The organism is Micromonospora sp. WMMA2032 (genome assembly GCF_002688545.1).
Classification (GTDB): domain Bacteria; phylum Actinomycetota; class Actinomycetes; order Mycobacteriales; family Micromonosporaceae; genus Micromonospora; species Micromonospora sediminicola.
Window position 1 is genome coordinate 1,201,774 of sequence record NZ_CP024052.1, and the last position, 25,980, is coordinate 1,227,753.

1 protein-coding gene (only partly in view) is annotated in these 25,980 nt (G+C 77.1%); it reads right to left on the reverse strand.

Annotated features, from left to right (window positions below):
- Positions 1-118: 118 nt before the first annotated feature.
- A protein-coding gene (locus CO540_RS05190) for a type I polyketide synthase (RefSeq protein ID WP_099164598.1) crosses the window boundary here: on the reverse strand, positions 119-25,980 show its 3' portion. Its footprint extends 3,745 nt past the window's final position; 25,862 of the gene's 29,607 nt are visible here — the last part of the coding sequence; the start codon falls outside the window, past its right edge — the gene reads right to left on this strand; its stop codon occupies positions 119-121.

Below are 25,980 nucleotides of genomic sequence, written 5' to 3' on the forward strand. Positions count from 1 at the left end.
GTGCCCAGGCTGGGCGGGGGCGCCCGGGTCGGCGGCCCGGCGGGACCGGTGGCGGCAGCGTCCACAAAGCCGCCGCGACCGATCCGCCGTACCCACTCCACAATGGCGACGGAATCGCTCAGGATTCGCCGCCAGGGCCACCCAACTCGCGGTGGATGAAATCGAACAGTTCGGCGTCGCTGGCCCCGTCGAGCGTGCGGGTCACCGGCGCCTCCTGCGGCGCGGACCGGTCGTCGCCCCAGCGGGCGAGGAACGCCTGCATCTGCACCAGCAGTTTCCGCCGGGTCAGCTCGTCCGGCGCGCCGGCGGCGAACAGCCCGTCCACCTTCTCCAGTTCGGCGAGCAGGCCGGTGGTGGCGGCGGCGCCGTCGGGCGCCAGCAGCGTACGCAGGTGCCGGGCGAGCGCCAGCGGGGTCGGGTAGTCGAACACCACGCTCGCCGGCAGCGTGGCCCCGGTGGCGGCCCGGAGCCGGTTGCGCAGCGCCACGGCGGTCATCGAGTCGAAGCCGACCTCGCGGAACGCCCGGGCGGGGCCGAGGTCGGTGGTGTCCGGGAGGCCGAGCACCGACGCGGCCTGCCCGGCGACGAGGTCGACCAGGATCGTGTCCCGCTCCGCGTCGCCGAGCGGGCGCAGTCGTTCCCGCAGCGCGGTCGCGGCGGCGTCGTCGGTGGGCTGGTCGGCGTGCAGGCCGCGCAGCGCCTCCCGGGCCTCCGGCAGGTCGCCGAAGAGCGGCCGGTCGCGGACCGCGGCCACGGCCGGCACGAACCGGTCCCAGCGGACGTCGGCGACGACCAGCCGGGCGCCGTCCGCGACGGCCCGCCGCAGCGCGGCGACGGCCAGTTCGGGATCCATGCCGGGTAGCCCACCCCGGCTCAGCTGCGCCAGGTCGGTGTCGGTGAGGCCGTCGGCCCAGGGGCCGAACGCGACCGAGGTGACCGGCAGCCCGGCCCGCCGCCACCCGGCGGCGAGCACCTGGAGCAGGGCGTCGCCGGCCGCCTGCCCGCAGCGCCCGCCGGAGCCCCACACCCCGGAGGTGGAGGAGCAGACCACGAGCGCGCCGAGCGTCCGCTGTTCCACCTCGTCGGCGTACCGGGGCAGGTCGCCGACGGTGGCGAGCAGGTCGGCGGCCAGGTCGGCGAGGGTGAGGTCGGCCAGCGGCACGGTGCCGGTGTCGGCGGGCACGTGCACCAGCCCGGTGACCGGGCGTCCGTCGGCGGCGAGCTGCGCCATCCGGTCGGTCAGCTTCCCGCCGGCCGGCTCGTCCAGCGGCACCACGGTGGCGCCGGCCCGGTCGAGCCAGGCGGTGGTGTGCCGGGCGACCGGTCCGGTCCCGCCGCTGAGCAGGACGCTGCCGCGTGGCGTCCAGCCGCCGTCCGTACCCCCGGTCGGGTCGGTGGCGCGGACCAGGCGGCGCACGAGCGGCCCGGCCGCGCGCACGGCGACCTGGTCCTCGGCCTCCCGGTTGGTCAGCGTGGCGAGCAGCGCGGCGGCGGACTCGGCGGTCACCGTGCCGGGCAGGTCGACCAGACCGCCGACGTGCCGGGGGTGTTCCAGCCCGGCGGCCAGCCCGAGACCCCAGGTGGTGGCCTGCCACGGCCGGGTGGCCGGTTCGTCGTCGGTGGCGACCGCGCCGGTGGTGGCGAGCCACAGCGGCGCGCCGCCGTCGCGGGCGGTGTGCGCCTGCAGGAGCAGCAGGTTCGCCGCGAGCCCGGCCGGCAGGGCATCCCGCTCGGGGTGGGGCGCCTCGTCGAGCGCGAGCAGTGACAGCAGGCCGGTGGGCCGGTGTTCGGTTTCGGCCCGGGCCAGGTCGGCGGCGAGGCCGTCGCGGTCCACGGTGGCCGGGTCGACGGTGAGCAGCCGCACGTCGGCGCCGCCGGCCCGCAGCGCCTCGGCGACCGTGGCGGCGGTCTCGCGGGGCGGGGCGACCAGCAGCCAGCGGCCCGGTTCCCCGCCGGTGAGCGGGCGGGGCTGCCAGGCGACCCGGTAGCGCCAGCCGGCCAGCACGCCGTCCTGACGCCGCCGGCGACGCCACGTGTCGAGCTGCGGCAGCAGGTCGCGCAGCGGCTGTCCGGTGTCGATGCCGAGACGGTCGAGGTCGCCGTCGGTGACCGCCCGCCAGAACTCGCCGTCGTCCGGCCCGGCGGCGCCGCCGATGGGCGTGGTCAGGGTGGGCCAGTAGCGCTGCGGCCGGAACGGGTAGGTGGGCAGCTCGGGCAGGTCGCGGGCGGCGGGTCGGGGGCCGGCGAGCAGCGCCGGCCAGTGCAGGTCCCGGCCGGTCGCGTACCAGGCGGCGACCGCGGTGAGCAGGGTGGTGACCTCCGGTACGCCGGCGCGCAGCGTGGCCACGGCGGTGGCGTCGTCGGGGAGCAGGTCGGCGTTCATCGGGGTCAGCACGGCGGCCGGCCCGATCTCCAGGAACGTGTCCGCGCCGGCCGCGCGCAGCGCGGTGATCCCGTCGGCGTAGCGGACCGCCTCGCGGACGTGGCGCACCCAGTAGTCGGGGGTGCGCAGGTCGTCACCGTCGGCGAGCGCGCCGGTCACGTTCGACACCACCGGCAGCAGCGGCGCGGCGAACGTCAACCCGTCCAGCACACTGCGGAAGTCGGCCAGCATCGGCTCCATCAGCGGGCTGTGGAACGCGTGCGACACGGTCAGACGGCGGACCCGGACCCCCCGGTCGCGCCAGACCCGCTCGATCTCCGCCAGGGCGTCCCCGGCGCCGGAGACCACCACCGACGACGGCCCGTTGACCGCGGCGATCCCGACGTCGGCCCGGCCGGCGAGGGACGCGGCCACGTCGGCCTCCGGGGCGGCCACGGCGAGCATCCCACCACCGGCCGGCAACGCCTGCATCAACCGGCCCCGCACGGCGACCAGCGCGCACGCGTCCGGCAGGGACAACACACCGGCCACGTACGCGGCGGTGATCTCCCCGACCGAGTGCCCACCGATCAGGTCCGGCACCACCCCGAACGACTCGACCAGCCGGAACAGGGCCACCTCGACCGCGAACAGGCCGGCCTGCGTGAACCACGTCTGATCCAACAGGTCACCGTCACCGAACAGCACCGGCTTGAGCGGCTGCGGCAGCAACGGATCCAGGTGCGCGCACACCTCGTCCAGGGCGGACGCGAACACCGGGAACGCCGCGTACAACTCGCGGCCCATCCCGGCGCGTTGCGCGCCCTGACCGGAGAAGAGGACGGCGGTGCCACCGGTGCCGGCCGACGCGGCGGACACGAGGGCGGGGTGGGGTTCACCGGCGGCGAGCGCGGCGAGCGCCTCCCGCCGCGTCGGCGGGTCGGCGGCGACCACCACGGCCCGGTGGGTCAGGTGCGCCCGGCCCTCGACCAGCGCCCAGGCGGTCGCGCCGGGGTCGGCGGCGGACAGCGGGTCGGTCGGGTCGGTGAGCCGGGCGGCCAGGCGGGCGGCCTGGTCCCGCAGGCCGGCGGCGGTGGCCGCGCTGACCGGCCACGGCAGCGCGACGTCCCGGGCCGGGCCGGCGAGATCCGGGCCGGTCGGGTCGGCCGGGGCCTCCTCCAGGATCACGTGGGCGTTGGTGCCGCTGATGCCGAACGACGAGACGCCGGCCCGGCGGGTACGCCCGTCGGCCGCCCAGGGGCGCGCCTCGGTGAGCAGCGCCAGCGGGCCGGCCGACCAGTCCACGTGCGGCGTGGGCGCGTCGACGTGCAGCGTCGCCGGGAGCGTGCCGTGGCGCAGCGCCAGCACCATCTTGATCAGGCTGGCCGCGCCCGCCGCCGCCTGCGTGTGGCCGAGGTTCGACTTGACCGAGCCGAGCCAGAGCGGCCGGTCCGTCGGGCGGTCCGGCCCGTACGCGGCGGCGAGCGCCTGGGCCTCGATCGGGTCGCCGAGCGTGGTGCCGGTGCCGTGCGCCTCGATCGCGTCGACGTCGGCCGGGGTGAGGCCGGCGTTGGCCAGGGCGGCCCGGATGACGCGTTGCTGGGCCGGTCCGTTCGGCGCGGTCAGGCCGTTGGACGCGCCGTCGGAGTTGACCGCGCTGCCGCGCACCACGGCGAGGATCCGCCGCCCGTCGCGTCGGGCGTCGGAGAGGCGTTGCAGCAGCAGGACACCGACGCCCTCGCCCCAGCCGGTGCCGTCCGCGGCGGCGGCGAACGCCTTGACCCGCCCGTCGGCGGCGAGTCCGCGCTGCCGGGAGAACTCCAGGAACGCGCCGGGTGTCGACATCACCGTGACGCCGCCCGCGAGGGCCAGGTCGCACTCGCCGGAGCGCAGCGCCTGCGCGGCCAGGTGCAGCGCGACCAGCGACGAGGAGCAGGCGGTGTCGACGGTGACGGCGGGGCCGTGCAGGCCGAACGCGTACGCCAGCCGGCCGGAGACGACGGACGCGCCGTTGCCGGTGGCCTGGTAGCCCTCGACCTCGGCGCGGGCGCCGAGCAGCAGGGTCGCGTAGTCCTGCCCGTTGGTGCCGACGAACACGCCGGTGGCCGAGCCGCGCAGCCGCTGCGGGTCGAGGCCGGCGGACTCGATCGCCTCCCAGGTGGTGTGCAGCAGCAGCCGTTGCTGCGGGTCCATGGCGAGCGCCTCGCGCGGGTTGATCCCGAAGAACGCGGCGTCGAAGCCGGCCACGTCGGCGAGGAAGCCGCCGCTGCGGGTGTAGCTGGTGCCGACGCGCTCCGGGTCGCTGTCGAAGAGCCCGTCGAGGTCCCACCCCCGGTCGGTGGGCATCGGGCCGACGGCGTCCACACCGTCGGCGAGCAGCCGCCACAGCTCCTGCGGGGAGGACACGCCGCCGGGGAACCGGCAGGCCATCGACACGATCGCGATGGGTTCGTCGGCGGCCGGCCGGGCCGACGCGTGGGCGGCCTCGACCGGCGCGTCCGCGCCGGCCACCATCGCGGTACGCAGGAAGCGCGCCAGCTCGGCCGCCGACGGGTGGTCGAAGACCACTGTGGAGGGCAGTGTCGTGCCGGTGGCCCGGCCGACCCGGTCCCGCAGCTGCACCGCGGCCAGCGAGTCGAAACCGAGGTCGCGGAACGCGCGGTCGGCCGGCACCTGGTCGGTGGAGGGGTGTCCGAGCACGGCGGCGGCCTCGGCGCGGACCAGGTCGAGCAGCAGCGTCTCCTGCCCGGCCGGCGGCAGCCCGGCGAGTCGGGCGCGGAAGCCGCCGTCGGTCGGCTCCGGCTGCCCGCCGTCGACCGCGACGGCCGGGGCGACCCGGTCGAACAGGTGGCTGGGGCGCGCCGCCGTGTACGCCGCGACGAACCGGGACCAGTCCACGTCGGCGATCACCGGGGCCGGTTCGGGAGCGTTGACCCATCGGCCCAACGCGGCGACGGCGGTGGTCGGCGGCAACGGGTCGAGCCCGCGGCGGCGCAGCCCGTCCGCCGTCTCCCCGGCGGCCATCCCGTCCTGCGCCCACGGGCCGTAGGCGAGCGCGGTGGCCGGCAGACCGGCCGCGCGGCGGGCGGCGACCAGCGCGTCGAGCAGGGCGTTGCCGGCGGCGTAGCCGGCCTGCCCGCCACCGCCCCAGACGCCGGCGACGGAGGAGAACACCACGAACGCGTCGAGGTCGCGGTCCTGACAGGCGGCGTCCAGGTGCATCGCGCCGAGCACCTTGCCGGAGAGGGTGCGGGCCAGGTCGGCGGTGGTCAGGTCGTGGGCGGCGGCCGGGTCGCCGGCGACGCCGGCGGCGTGCACGACGGCGGTCAGCGCGGGCAGGTCGTCCACCAGGTCGGTGACGGCGACCGGGTCGCTGACGTCGCAGGCGACCACCCGGACCGCGCCGATCGTGGCGGCGAGGTCGGCCGCGCCGGGGGCGTCCGGGCCGCGCCGCGACGCCAGCACCACCTCGTCGGCCCCGTTCGCCAGCAGCCAGCGCGCCACGTGCCGGCCGAGCGCGCCGGTGCCGCCGGTGACCAGCACGGTGCCCCGGGGCCGCCAGCCGGCGCCGGCCGGCGCCGTGGCCGGGAGGAGCCGCCGGGCGTAGACGCCGCTGCGGCGTACTGCCACCTGGTCGTGGGCGCCGTCGGCGAGCAGCGCGACGAGCGCGGCGCGGGTGGTCCGGTCGGCGCGGGCGGGCAGGTCGACCAGGCCGCCCCACCGGTTCGGGTGTTCCAGGGCGACGGCGCGGCCGAGGCCCCAGGCGGACACGGCCCGGACGTCGCCGCCCCGGTCGCCGGGGGCGACGGCCAGCGCGGCGCGGCTGAGCGCCCACACCCGGCCGGGCCGGCCGGTGTCGGTGAGCGCCTGCACGAGCGTGAGCAGCGCGGCGGTGCCGGCCGGGACCGCCGGCGCGCCGGGCAGCGGCCGGTCCTGCCGGGGCAGGACGCAGAGCACGCCGGTCCAGCCCTGGTCGTCGCCGAGGCGTCGGAGGCGCTCCGCCAGGTCGTTGCGGTCGGCGCCGGCCGCGATGGTGAGCGTGTCGACGGTGGCGCCGGCCTCGGTGAGTGTCCTCGGGACGCCGCCGTCGGCGCCGCCGCCGACGGTGGCGACCAGCCACCGGCCGGTCAGCCCGGCTGCGGCGGCGGGACGCACCGGCTCCCACCCGATCCGGTACGCCCCGCTGTCCGGTCCCCGGGTGCGGGCGCGGTGCCAGTCGGCGAGGACCGGCAGCGCGGAGCTGAGCGCGTCGGCGGCGGCGTCGTGGCCGAGGTGTGCGGCGAGCGCGGCGGGGTCGCCGCTCTCCACGGCAGCCCAGAACTCGGCGTCCGGCGCGGCCGGCGTGCGGGTGCTTGGCGCGGGCCAGTAGCGCTGGTGCTGGAAGGCGTAGGTGGGCAGGTCGACGCGGGTGGCGTCGGTGCCGGCGAACCAGGGCGTCCAGTCCACCGGCACGCCGTGGACGTGCAGGTCGGCCAGCCCGGCCAGCAGCGCGGCGCTCTCGTCCCGGTCCCGGCGTTGCACCGCGACCGCGAGCCCGTCTCCCTCGGCAAGGACCTCGGCGGTCAGCGCCGTGAGCACACTCTGCGGCCCGATCTCCAGGAACGTGTCCACCCCGGCGTCGCGCAGCGCGGTGATCCCGTCGGCGAAGCGGACCGCCTGGCGGACGTGCCGCACCCAGTAGTCCGGGTCGGTCAACTCCCCCGGCTCCGCGATCGCACCGGTCACGTTGGACACCACCGGCAGCAGCGGCGCGGCGAACGTCAACCCGTCCAGCACGCCGCGGAACTCGGCCAGCATCGGCTCCATCAGCGGACTGTGGAACGCGTGGCTGACGGTGAGCCGACGGACCCGGACGCCCCGGTCGCGCCAGGTGTGCTCCAGCGCGGTCAGCGCGTCGAGGTCACCGGAGACGGCCACCGACGACGGCCCGTTCACCGCCGCGATCCCGATGTCCGTCCGGCCGGCGATCATTCCGGCCACGTCGGACTCGGGCGCGGCGACCGCCAGCATCCCGCCGCCGGCCGGCAACGCCTGCATCAACCGACCCCGCGCCGCCACCAACGCACACGCGTCCGACAGCGACAACACCCCCGCCACGAACGCGGCCGTCACCTCACCGATCGAGTGCCCACCCACGAAGTCCGGCGTCACCCCGAACGCCTCGACCAGCCGGAACAGCGCCACCTCGACCGCGAACAACCCCGCCTGCGTGAACCACGTCTGGTGCAGCAGCTCGTCCTCGCCGAACAGCACCGGCTTGAGCGGCTGCGGCAGCAACGGATCCAGGTGCGCGCACACCTCGTCGAGGGCGGACGCGAACACCGGGAACGCCGCGGACAACTCCCGACCCATCCCCGCGCGCTGCGCGCCCTGACCGGAGAAGAGCACCGCGAGCGGGCCGCGCCGCACCGCGTCACCGGAGAGCACCGCGCCGGACGGCGTACCGGCGGCCAGCGCGCGCAGCGCGGTGAGCAGGTCGTCCCGGCCGGCGACGGCCAGCACGGCCCGCCGTTCCAGGGTGGCCCGGGTGGTCGCCGAGGACCAGGCCAGGTCCACCGGTCGGAGCGTGGCGTCACCGGCAAGGCGACGTGCCCACCGCTCGGCCTGGCCGGCCAGGGCCGCGTCGGTCCGCGCCGACAGCAGCACCGGCAGGTGGGCGCGGGCCGCGCCGGCGGTGGTGGCGGGCCGGTCCTGGCCGTCGGCGCGGGTGGGAAGCACGTCACCGTCGATCACCGTTTCGGCCGGGCCGGCGGTGGCGGGTGGCTGTTCGAGGACGACGTGGGCGTTGGTGCCGGAGATGCCGAACGACGACACCGCCGCCCGGCGGGGCCGGTCCCGGTCGGGCCAGGGCGTCGGGGCCGTGGCCAGGGTGACCGCGCCGGCGGTCCAGTCGATGTGCGGGGACGGCTCGTCCACGTGCAGCGTCGGCGGCACCAGGCCGTGCCGCATGGCCAGGACCATTTTGATCACCCCGGCGACGCCGGCGGCGGCCTGGGTGTGCCCGAGGTTCGACTTGATCGACCCCAGGAGCAGCGGCGTCTCGCGGTCCTGGCCGTAGGTGGCGAGCACTGCCTGCGCCTCGATCGGGTCACCGAGCGTGGTGCCGGTGCCGTGCGCCTCCACCGCGTCCACGTCGGACGGGTTCAGCCGCGCGTTGGCCAGGGCCTGCCGGATCACCCGCTGCTGCGACGGACCGTTCGGCGCGGTCAGCCCGTTGGACGCGCCGTCCTGGTTGACCGCCGTGCCCCGCACCACGGCGAGGATCCGGCGGCCCTCCCGCTGGGCGTCGGAGAGCCGCTGCACCAGCAGGACGCCGGTACCCTCGCCCCAGCCGGTGCCGTCGGCACCGGCGGCGAACGCCTTGACCCGCCCGTCGGCGGCGAGTCCGCGCTGCCGGGAGAACTCGATGAACGTGCCCGGCGTGGCCATCACCGTCACCCCACCGGCCAGGGCGAGGTCGCACTCGCCGGAGCGCAGCGCCTGCGCGGCCAGGTGCAGCGCCACCAGGGACGACGAGCAGGCGGTGTCCACGGTGACCGCCGGACCCTCCAACCCGAACGTGTACGCCAGCCGACCGGACAGCACGCTGCCCGAGGTCCCCACGCCGACGTACCCCTCGACCTCGGCCGACGACTCGACCAGCCGGGTCGCGTAGTCGTGGTACATCACCCCGGCGAACACGCCGGTGCGCGAGCCGCGCAGCGTCGCCGGGTCCAGGCCGGCGGACTCGAACGCCTCCCACGAGGTCTCCAACAGCAGCCGCTGCTGCGGGTCCATGGCGAGGGCCTCCCGCGGGCTGATGCCGAAGAAGCCGCTGTCGAAGTCGGCGGCGTCGTAGAGGAACCCGCCCTGCGTCGCGTACGAGGTGCCGCTGTGGTCCGGGTCCGGGTCGAACAGCGACTCCAGGTCCCAGCCCCGGTCGGCCGGGAACTCGGAGATCCCGTCCCCACCGGCGGCCAGCAACTCCCACAACTGCTCCGGGTTCGCCACCCCACCCGGATACCGGCAGGCCATGCCGACGATCGCGATCGGCTCGTCCAGCCCGGTGGTGGTGGCCGCCGTCGGGGTGGCCGCGTCCGGCCGGCCGCCGGCCAGTTCGGTCCACACCTGCGCGGCGAGCGCGGCCGGGGTGGGGTGGTCGAAGACGAGCGTGGACGGCAGTCGCAGCCCGGTCGCGGCGTTGACCCGGTTACGCAGGTCGACCGCGGTGAGCGAGTCGAAGCCCAGTTCCCGGAACGCCCGGTCGGCCGGCACCGCGTCCGCGCCACCGTGCCCGAGCACCTGCGCGACCAGACCCCGGACCAGCACGTCGACCTCGGCGCGGGCCTGGTCGTCGGTGAGCCGGGCCAGCCGGTCGGCCCAACCGCCGGTGCCGGCGAGCCGCCGGGTGGCGGCGGACCCGACGAGCGGGGCCAGCATCGACGGTACGGGAGCACCGGCCGCGCGCAGCGCGGTCAGGTCGATCACCGTGGGTACGAGGGCCGGTCGGTCGGCGGTGAGCGCGGCGTCGAACAGGGCCAGACCGACGTCGGTGCCCATCGGGGGCAGTCCGGCCCGCGTCGACCGCCGCCGTTCCTCCTCGCTGAGCGACGCCGCCATCCCGGCGGTGTCCCACATTCCCCACGCCAGGCTGACCGCCGGCAGACCCTCCTGCCGCCGATAGATCGCCAGCCCGTCCAGGAACGCGTTGCCCGCCGCATACGCCGCCTGCCCCGGCGAACCCAGCACCCCGGCGAGGGACGAGAACAGCACGAACAGGTCCAGGTCGAGGTCGAGGGTGGCCTCGTGCAGCCACCACCCCGCCGTCACCTTCGGGGCGAGCACCTTCGCGAGGCGATCCGGGGAGATGGCCGACAGCACACCGTCGTCGAGGACGCCGGCGGTGTGCACCACTCCGGCGAGCCGACCCGGAACCTCGGCGACCAGCCGGTGCACCTGGTCCCGGTCGGTGACGTCGCACGCCACCACCGACACCGCCGCACCCAACCCGGCCAACCGCTCGACCAGGACCTCCGCGCCCGGCGCGGCCGGGCCCTGCCGCGACACCAGCACCAGCGACCGCACCCCGTGCCCGGCCACCAGATGCTCGGCCACCAGCGCGCCCAGCGCCCCCGTGCCACCGGTCACCAGCACTGTGCCGGCGTCGCCGGCGACCGGCGCGACCGTGTCGCGGTCGGTCGTGGGAGTCTCATCGACCGGGTCACCGTCAGCGGCGTGCGCGCGCCCGACCGTCGCGTCCGCGCCCGCGGCGGCGACCGGCCCGAGTGCGGCGCGGGCCAGGTGCGGGGTCAGCGCGGCACCACCACGCAGCGCCACCTGGCCGCCGGTGGCAGGCAGGTCCCCCGCCACACCGGCAAGCACCGACAGCACGATGTCGTCGAGGTCCCGATCCACATCGGCCAGGACGATTCGGCCCGGATGCTCCGACTGCGCCGACCGCAACAGCCCCCACACCGCCGCACCGGCCAGATCCACCACCCGGTCGCCGTCCGAGGCCGCAATCGCGCCCCGGGTCACCACCACCAACCGCGAATCCGCCAACGGCTCGGCGGCCAACCACGCCTGCACCGTCGCCAGCACGTCCGAGGTGACTGTCCGAACCGCTTCCGGCGGCGTCACGTCGGACGGCGCGGTCACCGGCAGCACGAACAGCTCGGGCGCCCCGGCGGCGAGCACCGCCGGCACGTCCGGGTACGTCGGCAGCCCGTCGACGGGCGCGCCGAGCGCCGCCCAGTCGCCGATCCGCCCCGGGCGCGCCGGCGCGGGTTCCCAGCGCACCTCGTAGAGGGAGCGGGCGCCGGTCGCGGGCAGGCCGGTCATCTCCCGCAGGTGCAGCGCGTCCACCGACACGACGGGCGCGCCGGTCTCGTCGGCGGCGGCCAGCCGGACGGCGTCGCCGTCGCGGGTGAGCCGTACCCGGAGCACTGAAGCGCCGGCGGCGTGCACCTGGACGCCCTCGAACGTGAACGGGACGCGTGGTCCCCCGGTGCCGAGCGTGGGCAGCAGGCCGATCGGGTGCAGGGCGGCGTCCAGCAGCGCCGGGTGGATGCCGAACCGCGCCGCGTCGCCGGCCACGTCGTCCGGGAGGGCGATCTCCGCGTACGCCGCGTCCTCACCGGTCCAGGCCCGCCGTACGCCCCGGAACGCCGGCCCGTACGCCAGGCCGTGCGCGGCGAGCGTCGGGTACCAGTCGGTGAGGTCGACCTCGGTCAGCCCGGCGGGCGGCCAGGCGCCGACGGTGGGCTCGTCCGGCACCGACGGTTCGAGGATGCCGTCGGCGTGCCGGGTCCAGCCGGCGTCGGGGTCGTCCTCGGGTCGGGAGTGGACGGTGAGGGCGCGTCGGGTGCCGGCGCCGTCGACGCGTACCTGGAGGCGCAGCCGACCGGTGTCGGGCAGGACCACTGGCGTGGCGACGGTGAGGTCGCGCAGCCGGGGCACGCCGGCCTCGTCTCCGGCGCGGACGGCGATCTCGACGAGCGCGGCGCCGGGGAGCAGGGTGGTCCCGGCGACGGCGTGGTCGGCCAGCCAGGGGTGGGTGGCGAGGGAGAGTTGGCCGGTCAGGACGACCGTGCCGTCGCCGGCCAGCTCGACGGTGGCGCCGAGCAGGGGGTGCGCGGCGTCGCTCAGCCCGGCGCCGGAGACGTCGCCGGGGCGGTGGCGGGCGGTCTCCGGCCAGTAGCGCCGGTGCTGGAACGCGTACGTGGGCAGGTCGATCCGGGTGGGCGCGGGGCCGGTGAACCACGCCTCCCAGGAGACCGGGACGCCGTGCACGTGCAGCTGGGCCAGCGCGGTGAGCAGCGCGGGCGTCTCGGCGCGGTCGCGACGTTGCGCGGCCACGGCGAGCGCGGCGTCGTCGTCGGGCAGGATCTCGGCGGTCAGCGCGGTCAGCACGCTCTGCGGGCCGAGTTCCAGGAACGTGTCCGCGCCGGCCGCGCGCAGCGCGGTGATCCCGTCGGCGTAGCGGACCGCCTCGCGGACGTGGCGCACCCAGTAGTCGGGGGTGCGCAGGTCGTCACCGTCGGCCAGCGCACCCGTCACGTTCGACACCACCGGCAGCAGCGGCGCGGCGAACGTCAACCCCGCCAGCACGCCGCGGAAGTCGGCCAGCATCGGCTCCATCAGCGGACTGTGGAACGCGTGCGACACGGTCAGGCGGCGCACCCGCACGCCCGCGTCCCGCCACGTGCCGTCGAGCGCGGCCAGGGCGTCGAGGTCACCGGAGACGACCACCGAGGACGGCCCGTTCACCGCCGCGATCCCCACGTCCGCCCGGCCGGCGATCAGTCCGGCCACGTCGGCCTCCGGGGCGGCCACGGCGAGCATCCCGCCACCGGCCGGCAGCCCCTGCATGAGCCGGCCCCGCGCGGCGACCAGCGCGCACGCGTCCGGCAGCGACAGCACCCCCGCCACGTACGCGGCGGTGATCTCCCCGACCGAGTGCCCACCGATCAGGTCCGGCACCACCCCGAACGACTCGACCAGGCGGAACAACGCCACCTCGACCGCGAACAGGCCCGCCTGCGTGAACCGCGTCTGATCCAGCAGGTCTCCGGCGCCGAACAGCACCGGCTGCAGCGGCTGCGGCAGCAACGGATCCAGGTGACCGCACACCTCGTCGAGGGCGGACGCGAACACCGGGAACACCACGTACAACTCCCGGCCCATCCCGGCGCGCTGCGCGCCCTGCCCGGAGAAGAGGATCGCCAGCCGGCCGCGCGGCGTCGGGACGCCGCTGACGGCACCGCCGGACGGTTCGCCGGCGGCCAGCGCCCGCAGACCGGCCAGCAGGTCGTCCCGGTCGGCGGCGGGCACCACGGCCCGTCGCTCCAGCGCGGGTCGGGTGGTCACGGACGACCAGGCGACGTCGGCCGGTCGCCACGCCTCGTCGCCGGCGAGCCGGTCGGCCCACCGGTCGGCCTGGGCGGCCAGGGCCGCGTCGGTACGCGCCGACAGCAGCACCGGCACCACTCCCGGGCCGGCCGGCCGGTCGGCTGCCGCGTCGCCGGCGTCGGAGACAGGGGGCTGCTCCAGGATGACGTGGGCGTTGGTGCCGGAGATGCCGAACGACGACACCGCCGCCCGGCGGGGCCGGTCCCGGTCGGGCCAGGGCGTCGGGGCCGTGGCGAGGGTGACCGCCCCGGCGGTCCAGTCGATGTGCGGGGACGGCTCGTCGACGTGCAGGGTGGCGGGGACGATGCCGTGCCGCATGGCCAGGACCATCTTGATCACCCCGGCGACGCCGGCGGCGGCCTGCGTGTGGCCCAGGTTCGACTTCAGCGACCCGAGCAGCAGCGGCCGGCCGTCCGGCCGGTCCTGCCCGTACGTGGCCAGCAGCGCCTGCGCCTCGATCGGGTCACCGAGCGTGGTGCCGGTGCCGTGCGCCTCGACCGCGTCCACGTCGGCCGTGCCCAGCCGCGCGTTGGCCAGGGCCTGGCGGATGACCCGCTGCTGCGACGGACCGTTCGGCGCGGTCAGCCCGTTGGACGCGCCGTCGGAGTTCACCGCCGTGCCCCGCACCACCGCCAGGATCCGGCGGCCCTCCCGCCGGGCGTCGGAGAGCCGCTGCACCAGCAGGACGCCGACGCCCTCGGACCAGCCCGTCCCGTCGGCCGAGGCGGCGAAGGACCGGCACCGGCCGTCCGGGGACAGGCCACGCTGGCGGGAGAACTCGACGAACGTGCCGGGCGTCGCCATCACCGTCACGCCGCCGGCCAGGGCCAGGTCACACTCGCCCGACCGCAGGGCCTGCCCGGCGAGGTGCAGCGCCACCAGGGACGACGAGCAGGCGGTGTCCACGGTGACCGCCGGACCCTCCAACCCGAACGTGTACGCCACCCGGCCGGACAGCACGCTGGCGGAGGTGCCGGTACCGATGTAGCCCTCGGCGTCCGGCGGAAGGTCGGCCAGGCGGGAGGCGTAGTCGTGGTACATCACGCCGGCGAACACGCCGGTGCGGGAGCCGCGCAGGTTCGCCGGGTCCACGCCGGCGGACTCGAAGCTCTCCCAGGACGCCTCCAGCAGCAGCCGCTGCTGCGGGTCCATGGCGACCGCCTCGCGGGGCGAGATGCCGAAGAAGCCGCTGTCGAAGTCGGCGGCGCCGGTCAGGAAGCCGCCGTGCCGGGCGTACGAGGTGCCGGGGTGGTCGGGGTCCGGGTCGTAGAGCGCGTCGAGGTCCCAGCCCCGGTCGGCGGGGAACGCGGAGATCCCGTCCCGGCCGCCGGCCAGGAGCTGCCAGAGCTGCTCGGGGTTGTCGACGCCGCCGGGATAGCGGCAGGCCATGCCGACGATGGCGATGGGCTCGTCGGTGTCGGCCGCCCGCACGGCCGCGCGCCGGGCGGTGATCCGGCCGGAGACCAGTTCGAAGAGGTGCGCGGCGAGCGCGGCCGGGCTGGGGTGGTCGAAGACGAGCGTGGACGGCAGCCGCAGCCCGGTCGCGGCGTTGACCCGGTTACGCAGGTCGACGGCGGTCAGCGAGTCGAACCCGAGTTCCCGGAACGCCCGGTCGGCCGGCACCGCGTCCGCGCCACCGTGCCCGAGCACCTGCGCGACCAGCCCCCGGACCAGCACGTCGACCTCGGCGCGGGCCTCGTCCTCGGTGCGGCCGGCCAGCCGGTCGGCCCAGTCGCCGCCCGCGCGGACCTGCCGGCGGGTGGCGGTCGGGCCGGTGAGGGCGCGGAGCACCGTCGGGACCGGCCCGCCGTCGAGGGCGGCCCGCAGCGCCGGTACGTCGACGACGGCCGGCACGAGCGCCGGCCGTCCCTCGGCGAGGGCGGCGTCGAACAGGGCCAGCCCGACGTCGGTGCTCATCGCGGGCAGCCCGGACCGCGCCGAGCGTTGCCGCTCCCCCTCGCTCAGCGACGCCGCCATCCCCGCGGTGTCCCACATCCCCCACGCCAGCGACACCGCCGGCAGACCCTCCTGCCGCCGCGCAACCGCCAATGCGTCCAGGAACGCGTTGCCCGCCGCGTACGCCGCCTGACCGGGCGAACCCAGCACCCCGGCGAGGGACGAGAAGAGCACGAACAGGTCCAGGTCGAGGTCGCGGGTCGCCTCGTGCAGTGCCCATGCGGCCGTCACCTTCGGCGCGAGCACGCCCGCCAACCGCTGCGGAGAGATCGCCGACACCACACCGTCGTCCAGCACACCGGCGGTGTGCACCACCCCGGCCAACCGACCCGGCACCTCCGCGACCAGCCGAGACACCTGATCCCGATCGGTCACGTCGCACGCCACCACCGACACCGCCGCACCCAACCCGGCCAACCGCTCGACCAGGGCGTCCGCGCCCGACGCGGACGGGCCCTGCCGCGACACCAGCACCAGCGACCGCACCCCGTACCCGGTCACCAGATGCTCCGCCATCAGGGCACCCAACGCGCCGGTGCCGCCGGTCACCAGCACCGTGCCGTCACCGACACCGACACCGACGCCGGAGGCGGAGGCGACGGAGGCGGCGCGGACCAGGCGGGGCACGGACACCCGGCCGTCCCGGATCGCCACCTGGCCGCCGGCCGGGTCGGCGGTGACGCGGGCGAGCAGCGCCAGGGTGTGCGCGTCCGGCTCCCGGTCGAGGTCGGCCAGCACGATCCGGCCCGGGTGCTCGGACTGCGCCGCGCGCAGCAGACCCCACGCCGCCGCGCCGGCCAGGTCGGTCACCGGGTCACCGTCGCCGGTGGACACGGCGCCCCGGCTCAGGACGACCAGTGCGGTCTCCGCGAGCGGGTCGGCGGCCAGCCAGGACCGCACGGTGGCGAGCACGTCGGTGGTGACCGCGCGGACCGCGTCCGGGGTGGGCAGGTCGGTGGCGGGCAGCGGCAGGACGAGGACGCGCGGCGGCGTCCGGCCCGCATCGACGGCCTCGACCAGCGCCGCCACGCCGGGGTACGCGGGCAGCCCGGTCGGGCCGTCGCCGGTCAGCGCCGCCCAGTCGGACGGCGCCTCGGCCGGCGTGACGTCCTCCGGCTGCCAGCTCAGCGCGTACAGGGACCGGGCGGCGACGCCGGGGACGACCGCGCCGGTCAGCTCCCGCAGCACCAGCGCGTCGACGGAGACCACCGGCGCGCCGGAGGAATCCACGGCGACCAGCCGGACGGCGTCGCCGGCGCGGGTGAGCCGGACCCGCAGGACGCGGGCGCCGGCGGCGTGCACCTGAAGTCCGTCGAGGGTGAACGGCACGCGCGGGCCGTCGCCGGGGAGCACCAGCCCGGCCGGGTGCAGGGCGGCGTCCAGCAGAGCCGGATGGACCCCGAACCGGGCCGCCTCCCCGGCGGTGTCGTCCGGAAGCGCGACCTCGGCGTACGCCTCGCCGTCGCCGGTCCAGAGCCGGCGCAGGCCCTGGAAGGCCGGCCCGTAGGTGAGGCCGTGCCCGGAGAGGGTCGGATACCAGTCGGTCAGGTCCACCTCGGTGAGCCCGGCGGGTGGCCAGGCGAGGGTGGGCTCGTCCGGCCAGGGCGGGTCGAGGACGCCCTCGGCGTGCGCGGTCCAGTCGGTGTCGCCGTCGGGCTGGGAGTGGATGGCGACCGGACGGCCGCCGGTGCCGTCGGGTGCGCCGACGCGTACCTGCACCCGCACCGCGCCGGTCTCGGGCAGCACCAGCGGCGCGGCGAACGTGAGATCGCGGATGCGGGGGGCGCCGACCTCGTCGCCGGCGCGGACGGCCAGCTCGGCGAGCGCGGTGCCGGGCAGGAGCACGGCGCCGGCCACCACGTGGTCGGCGAGCCACGGGTGGGTGGCAAGCGACAGCCGGCCGGTGAGCAGGACCATCTCGGCGCCGGCGACGGCGACGGCCGCGCCGAGCAGCGGGTGGCCGACGTCGCCGAGCCCGGCGCCGCTGACGTCGCCGGGACGGATCCGGCCGGTGGGCAGCCAGTACCGCTGGTGCTGGAACGCGTAGGTGGGCAGGTCGACCCGGGTCGGCTCGGCGCCGGTGAACCAGGGCCGCCAGTCGACCGGCACGCCGTGCACGTGCAGGTCGGCCAGCGCGCCCAGCAACGCGGCTGTCTCGTCCCGGTCGCGACGCTGGGCGGCGACCGCGAGCGCGTCGGGCAGGATCTCGGCGGTCAGCGCCGTGAGCACGCTCCGCGGGCCGATCTCCAGGAACGTGTCCACCCCGGAGTCGCGCAGCGCCGCGACGCCGTCGGCGAAACGGACCGCCTGCCGGACGTGCCGCACCCAGTAGTCGGGGTCGGTCAGCTCCGCCGGGTCCGCGATCGCACCGGTCACGTTGGACACCACCGGCAGCAGCGGCGCGGAGAAGCCCAGCCCGTCCAGGACGGCGCGGAACTCGGCCAGCATGGGCTCCATCAGCGGGCTGTGGAACGCGTGCGACACGGTCAGCGCGCGGGTCCGGACGCCGCGTTCGTGCCACCGCCGCGCGATCCCGTCGAGCGCGTCGACCGGTCCGGAGACCACGACGGAGGACGGGCCGTTGACGGCGGCGACACCCAGGCCGGGCACGCCGTCGAGCGACGCCAGCACGTCCGCCTCACCGGCGGCGACCGCCAGCATCCCGCCGCCGGTCGGCAACGCCTGCATGAGCCGGCCCCGCGCGGCGACCAGCGTGCACGCGTCGGGCAGCGACAGCACGCCGGCCAGGTACGCGGCGGTGACCTCCCCGATCGAGTGCCCGCCGACGGCGTCCGGGGTCACCCCGAACGACTCGACCAGGCGGAACAGCGCCACCTCGACCGCGAACAGTCCCGCTTGCGTGAACCGCGTCTGGTCCAGCAGATCGTCCTCGCCGAACAGCACCGGCTTCAGCGGCTGCGGCAGCAGCGGATCCAGGTGTGCGCACACCTCGTCGAGCGCGGCGGCGAACACGGGGAACGCCGCGTACAGGTCACGGCCCATGCCGGCGCGCTGCGCGCCCTGACCGGAGAAGAGGACGGCCAGCCGGCCGCGCGGGGTGCGCGTACCGGTGGGGGTGCCGGCGGCCGGTGCGCCGGCGGCCAGCGCCCGCAGCCCGGCCAGCAGTTCGTCGTGGTCGCCGGCGGCGACGACGGCGCGGTGGTCCAGGACGGTGCGGCCGGTCACCGAGGACCAGCCGACGTCGACCGGGCGGGCCGTGTCGTCGCCGGCGAGCCGGCGGGCCCAGCGGTCGGCCTGCGCGGCGAGCGCGGCGTCGGAGCGGGCGGAGAGCAGCACCGGCGTGAGCGCGCGCGGCGTCGGGCCGGCGGCGCGGGCCGGTTCGGCGGGCGGCGCCTCGATGACCACGTGGGCGTTGGTGCCGCTGACCCCGAACGAGGAGACGGCGGCGCGGCGGGGCCGGTCCGACGCCGGCCAGGGCCGCGCCTCGGTCAGCAGCTCGACCGCGCCGGCGGTCCAGTCGATGTGCGGGGACGGCGCGTCCACGTGCAGGGTCGCCGGGGCGACGCCGTGCCGCATGGCGAGGATCATCTTGATGATGCCGGCGACGCCGGCGGCGGCCTGGGTGTGGCCCAGGTTCGACTTCACCGACCCGAGCAGCAGCGGCCGGTCCGCCGGGCGGTCCTGCCCGTACGTCGCGAGCAGCGCCTGGGCCTCGATCGGGTCGCCGAGCGTGGTGCCGGTGCCGTGCGCCTCCACCACGTCCACGTCGGCGGTGCCCAGCCGGGCGTTGGCGAGGGCCTGCCGGATGACCCGCTGCTGGGAGGGGCCGTTGGGGGCGGTCAGGCCGTTGGACGCGCCGTCGGAGTTGACGGCGGTGCCGGCGACCACGGCGAGGATGCGCCGGCCGTCGCGGCGGGCGTCGGAGAGCCGCTGCACCAACAGCACACCGACGCCCTCGGCCCAGCCCGTGCCGTCGGCGGCGGCGGCGAAGGACTTGCACCGCCCGTCGGCGGCCAGCCCGCGCTGGCGGGAGAACTCGATGAACGTGCCCGGGTTCGCCATCACCGTCACGCCGCCGGCCAGGGCCAGGTCGCACTCCCCCGACCGCAGCGCCTGCCCGGCCAGGTGCAGCGCCACCAGCGACGACGAACACGCCGTGTCCACGGTGACCGCCGGACCCTCCAACCCGAACGCGTACGCCACCCGGCCGGACACCACGCTGCCGGAGGTGCCGGTGCCCAGGTAGCCCTCCACGCCGTCCGGCAGGTCGCGCACCCCGGCCGCGTAGTCGTGGTACATCAGGCCGGCGAACACGCCGGTGCGGGAGCCGCGCAGGGTCGCCGGGTCCACGCCGGCGGACTCGAAGCTCTCCCAGGACGCCTCCAGCAGCAGCCGCTGCTGCGGGTCCATGGCGAGGGCCTCGCGCGGGGAGATGCCGAAGAAGCCGCTGTCGAAGTCGGCGGCGCCGGTCAGGAAGCCGCCGTGCCGGGCGTACGAGGTGCCGGGGTGGTCCGGGTCGCTGTGGAACAGGGTGTCGAGGTCCCAGCCCCGGTCGGTGGGGAACTCGCCGATGCCGTCGCGCCCGGCGGCCAGCAGCTCCCACAGGTCGTCGGGGCTGTCGATCCCGCCCGGGTAGCGGCAGGCCATCCCGACGATCGCGATCGGCTCGTCGACACCGGTCACCGCCGTGGCGCCGGCCCGGGTGGCGGTGGCGCCGCCGAACTGCTGGTACACGTGAGCGGCCAGCGCGGCCGGGTTCGGGTGGTCGAAGACCAGGGTGGACGGCAACCGCAGCCCGGTCGCGGCGTTGACCCGGTTGCGCAGGTCCACCGCGGTCAGCGAGTCGAAGCCCAGCTCCTGGAACGCCCGGTCGGCCGGCACCGCGTCCGCGCCGCCGTGCCCGAGGACCTGGGCGACGAGGCCGCGGACCAGCAGGTCGACCTCGGCGCGGGCCTCGTCGGCGGGCAGCGCGGCGAGCCGCCCGGCCCAACCGTCGGCCGCCGCGCCGGCCTGCCGCCGGGCGGGTGCGGCGCCGGCGAGGGCGCGCAGCATCGGGGGTACGCCGCCGGCGGCCCGCAGCGCCGGCAGGTCGAGCACGGCCGGTACGAGCGTGGCGTCGTCGGCGGTGACGGCGGCGTCGAAGAGCGCGACGCCGACCGGGGCGGTGATCAGGCCGAGTCCGGCGCGGGTCACCCGGGACCGGTCGGCCGCGCCGAGACCGGCCGCCATGCCGTCGGTGTCCCACATGCCCCACGCGAGCGCGTGCCCGGGCAGGCCGAGGGCGCGGCGGTGGGTGGCGAGGGCGTCGAGGAAGGCGTTCGCGGCCGCGTACGCGCCCTGGCCGGGGGAACCGAGCACGCCGGCGATCGACGAGTAGGTGACGAACAGGTCGAGGTCGAGGCCGGCGGTCGCCTCGTGCAGGTGCCAGGCGGCGTCGACCTTGGGGGCGAGGACCCGGGTCAGGCGGTCGGCGTCGGTGCCGGTGACGACGGCGTCGTCGAGCACGCCGGCGGTGTGCACCACCCCGGCGAGCCGGTCGCCGTCGGTGAGCCCGGCGACCAGGTCACGCACGGCGTCGGGGTCGGTGAGGTCGACGGCGAGCACCCGGACCCGGGCGCCGAGCGCGGTCAGGTCGCCGGCCAGTTCGGCCGCGCCGTCGGCGTCGGGCCCGCGCCGGCTGACCAGGGCCAGCGAGTCGACGCCCCACGCGGTGACCAGGTGCCGGGCGAGCAGGCCGCCGAGCGCGCCGGTGCCGCCGGTGACCAGGACGGTGCCGCCGCGGGTGCGCGGGCCGGGGGCGGGCGGGGCGTCGGCGCGTACCAGTCGGGGGGTGAGGGTGGTGTCGCCGCGCACCGCGACCTGCGCCGCGGTCGGGTCGTCGGCGGCGGCCGCGAGCAGCGCCAGGGCGGCGGCGTCGGGGTCCCGGTCGAGGTCGGCCAGGACGATCCGGCCGGGATGCTCGGACTGGGCGGAGCGGACCAGGCCCCAGACGGCGGCGCCGGCCAGGTCGGTGGCCGGGTCGTCCGGCCGGGCCGGCATCGCGTCGCGGGTGAGCACGACGAGGCGGGCGTCGGCGGTCGCGTCGGTGGTCAGCCAGTCGCGCAGCGCGGCGAGCACGCCGGTGGTGGCGGCCCGGACCGAGGACGGCGACGTCGGGCCGGTCGGCACCGGCAGCAACACCAGCGGGGGTACGTCGCCGGCGGCGAGCAGTCCGGTGACGTCCGGGTGGGCGGGGGCGTCGGGCAGGGCGGGCAGCGGCGCGCCGAGCACCGCGACGGGGGGCGGCGTGGGCGGGGTGAGCGGTTCGGCGTGCCAGGCGACCCGGTACAGCGCGCGGGCGGCCCGGGCGGCGGCCGGCGGCTCGGCGCCGGTCAGCTCCCGCAGTACCAGCGCGTCGACGGTGACGACGGGCCGGTCGGTGGGGTCGACGGCGAGCAGCCGCACGCCCGTGCCGGCGCGGGTGAGCCGGACCCGCAGCGTGTCCGCGTCGACGGCGTGCACCTGGACGCCGGTGAACGCGAACGGGGCCTTGGGTCCGGTGGTGCCGTCGCCGGGCAGCAGCGCGGAGGGGTGCAGCGCGGCGTCGAGCAGGGCGGGGTGCACGCCGAACCCGGCGGTCCGGTCGGGGCCGGTCGGGGGCAGTGTCACCTCGGCGTAGACGGTGCCGTCGTCGGCCGTCCAGGCGCGGCGCAGGCCCTGGAACGCCGGCCCGTAGGTCATGCCGTGGCCGGCGAGGGCGTCGTACCAGCCGGTGAGGTCGGTCTCGGCGGCGTGCGGCGGGGGCCACGCGCCGAGGCCGGCGTCGTCGGTGGGAACGGCGGCGGTGAGCAGTCCCTCGGCGTGGCGGGTCCAGTCGCCGTCGGGGTCGTCGTCGGGCTGGGAGTGGACGGTGACGGCGCGCCGCCCGGTGTCGTCGCGCGGGCCGACCCGGACCTGCACCGGCACGGCGCCGCGTTCGGGGAGCACCAGCGGCGTGACGACGGTCAGCTCGCCGATGCGGCAGGGGCCGAACTCCTCGCCGGCGCGCAGCGCGAGTTCGACGAGCGCGGTGCCGGGGACCAGGACCGCGCCGGCGACGACGTGGTCGGCGAGCCACGGGTGGGCGGCCAGGGAGAGGCGGCCGGTGAGCACGGCGGCGTCCTCGCCGGCCAGCCGGACGGCGGCGGCCAGCAGCGGGTGGCCGGCGGCGCCGAGACCGGCGCGGGTGACGTCGGCGCCGGCGCCGGCCGGGCGCAGCCAGTACCGGTCGCCGCCGAACGCGTAGGTGGGCAGGTCGACCGGGCCGGTCGCGCCGACGCCGAGGACCGGGGTCCAGTCGACGTGGCCGCCGGCGGCGACGAGTTCCGCCAGCCCGGTGAGCAGCGCGCGCGGCTCCGGGCGGTCCGCGCGTTGGATGGCGACGGCCGACGCGGTGTCGGCGGTGTCCCGGACGAGCGCGGTGAGCACGCCGCGCGGCCCGATCTCCAGGAACGTGTCCACCCCGGCGCTGCGCAGCGCGGCCACCCCGTCGGCGAAGCGGACCGCCTGACGCACGTGCCGCACCCAGTAGTCCGGGTCGGTCAACTCCGCCGGCTCCGCGATCGCACCCGTCACGTTGGACACCACCGGCAGCAGCGGCGCGGAGAACGTCAACCCGTCCAGCACGCCGCGGAAGTCGGCCAGCATCGGCTCCATCAGCGGACTGTGGAACGCGTGGCTGACGGTGAGCCGACGGACCCGGACGCCCCGGTCGCGCCAAGAGCGCTCGATCTCGTCCAGTGCGTCGAGCGACCCGGAGACCACGGTCGACGTCGGACCGTTGACCGCCGCGACACCCAGCTCCGCCCGACCCGCGATCGACGCCGCCACCTCGGCCTCCGACGCGGCGACCGCCAGCATGCCGCCGCCGGCCGGCAACGCCTGCATCAACCGACCCCGCGCCGCCACCAACGCACACGCGTCCGACAGCGACAACACCCCCGCCACGAACGCGGCCGTGACCTCACCGATCGAGTGACCACCCACGAAGTCCGGCGTCACCCCGAACGACTCGACCAGCCGGAACAGCGCCACCTCGACCGCGAACAGGCCGGCCTGCGTGAACTGCGTCTGGTCGATCAGGTCACCGTCGCCGAACAGCACTGGCCGCAGCGGCTGCGGCAGCAACGGATCCAGGTGACCGCACACCTCGTCGAGGGCGGACGCGAACACCGGGAACGCCGCGGACAACTCCCGACCCATCCCGACGCGCTGCGCACCCTGCCCGGAGAACAGCACCGCCAGCGGACCCCGGTCGGTGGCGCGGCCGGTGACCAGGTTGTCGGCCGGCTCGCCGGCGGCGAGCGCGCGCAGCCCGGCGGCCAGGTCGTCGTGGTCGGCGGCGAGCAGCACCGCCCGGTGCTCCAGCGCGGTCCGCGCGGTCAGCGACGCACGGGCGACGTCGGCGAGGTCGGGCCGGTCGGGCGCGACCAGCGCGTCCGCCCAGTGGGCGGCCTGCCGGGCCAGCCCGCCGTCGCCGCGCGCCGACAGCAGCACCGGCACCAGCGGCGGCGTGGGCCGGTCGGCCGGCTCGTCCGCGACCGCCGGCGGCTGCTCGACGATGACGTGGGCGTTGGTGCCGCTGACGCCGAAGGACGAGACGGCGGCCCGGCGCGGTCGGCCGGTCTCCGGCCACGGCCGGGCCTCGGTCAGCAGCTCGACCGCGCCGGCCGACCAGTCGACGTGCGGGGTGGGCTCGTCCACGTGCAGCGTGCGGGGCAGGACGCCGTGGCGCAGCGCCTGCACCATCTTGATCACCCCGGCGACACCGGCGGCGGCCTGGCTGTGGCCGATGTTGGACTTGATCGAGCCCAGCCACAGCGGCTCGCCGGCCCGGTCCCGCCCGTACGTGGCCAGCAGCGCCTGCGCCTCGATCGGGTCGCCGAGCGTGGTCGCGGTGCCGTGCGCCTCGACCGCGTCCACGTCGGCGGTGGTCAGGCCGGCGGCGGTGAGCGCGGCCCGGATGACCCGCTGCTGGGAGGGGCCGTTGGGGGCGGTCAGGCCGTTGGACGCGCCGTCCTGGTTCACCGCGGAGCCGCGGACGACGGCGAGCACGCGGTGGCCGTTGCGGCGGGCGTCGCCGAGCCGCTCCACGACCAGCACGCCGACGCCCTCGGACCAGCCGGTGCCGTCGGCGGAGGCGGCGAAGGAGCGGCAGCGGCCGTCGGCGGCCAGCCCGCCCTGCCTGGTGAACTCGACGAACGCGCCCGGGGTGACCAGCACGTTCACGCCGGCGGCGACGGCCAGGTCGCACTCGCCCTGGCGCAGCGACTGCACCGCCAGGTGCAGCGCCACCAGCGACGACGAGCAGGCGGTGTCCACGGTGACCGCCGGGCCCTCCAGGCCGAACGTGTAGGCGACCCGGCCGGAGATGACGCTGTGCGCGCCGCCGGTGAGCCGGTAGCCGTCCAGGTCGCGGGTCTCGTCGCCGGCGCCGTAGCCGGACGGGGAGGCGCCGACGAACACGCCGGTCGAGGTGCCGTGCAGCGTGTCCGGGGCGACCGCCGCCTGCTCGAACGCCGCCCAGGTGGCCTCCAGCAGCAGCCGCTGCTGCGGGTCCATCGCGAGGGCCTCGCGCGGTGAGATGCCGAAGAACTCGCTGTCGAACTCGGTGGCCCGGTCGATGAACCCGCCGTGGCGGGTGAACGAGCGGCCCGGCGCGTCCGGGTCGGTGGCGTAGAGCCGGTCCAGGTCCCAGTCCCGGTCGGTGCGGAACTCGGTGATGCCGTCGCGGCCCTCGACGACCAGCTCCCACAGCCCGTCGGGGTCGCTGACGCCGCCCGGGTAGCGGCAGCTCATCCCGACGATGGCGATCGGCTCGTCGACGGTCGGCGCGCCGGCCGGGGTGTCGGCGGCGACGCCGTCTCCGTCGGGCAGCCGCAGCAGCGTGGCCAGGTGGCCGGCCAGCACGGCCGGGCTCGGGTAGTCGAAGATGACGGTGGTGGGCAGCGCCAGCCCGGTCGCGGCGGTGAGCTGGTTGCGCAGCTCCACGGCGGTCAGCGAGTCGAAGCCGAGGTCGCGGAACGCGCGCCGGGGGCGTACCGCGTCGGTGCCGGTGTGGCCGAGCACGGCGGCGGCGTGGTCACGGACCAGGTCGGTGAGGCGGCGTTCCCGGTCGGCGGGGGCCAGGTCGAGCAGGTGCCGGCGCAGCGCGGCGGCCCGGTCGTCGACGTCGTCGGCGGGCCGTTCGGCCAGCGCCGCCCGGGCCTCCGGGATGTCGGCGAGCAGCGGCCGGGGCCGGGCGGAGGCGTACGCGGGGGCGAACTGCGCCCAGTCGACGTCGGCGACGACGAGCGTGGTCTCGCCGTGCTCGACCGCCCGGCGCAGGGCGAGCAGCGCGGCGGCGGGCTGCATCGGGTTCAGGCCGCGCCGGCTGAGCAGCCGCTGCGCCTCCTCGGTGGTGGCCATGCCGCCCTCGGCCCAGGCGCCCCAGGAGATCGAGGTGGCGGTGCGGCCGGCGGCGCGGCGCCGCTCGGCGAGCGCGTCCAGAAAGGCGTTCGCGGCCGCGTACGCGCCCTGGCCGCCGCTGCCCCACACGCCGGAGATGGAGGCGAACAGCACGAACGCGTCGAGGTCCCGGTCGCCGAGCAGCTCGTCGAGGTGGGCGGCGCCGGCGACCTTGCCGGCCATCACGTGGTCGAACACGTCCAGGTCGGTGTCGACCAGGGCGGTGAGCCGGGTGACGCCGGCGGCGTGCAGCACGGCGGTCAGCGGCGCGACGTCGTCCAGCCCGGCGACGAGCGCGGCGACCTGGTCCCGGTCGGCGAGGTCGCAGGCGACCACGCTGACCCGTA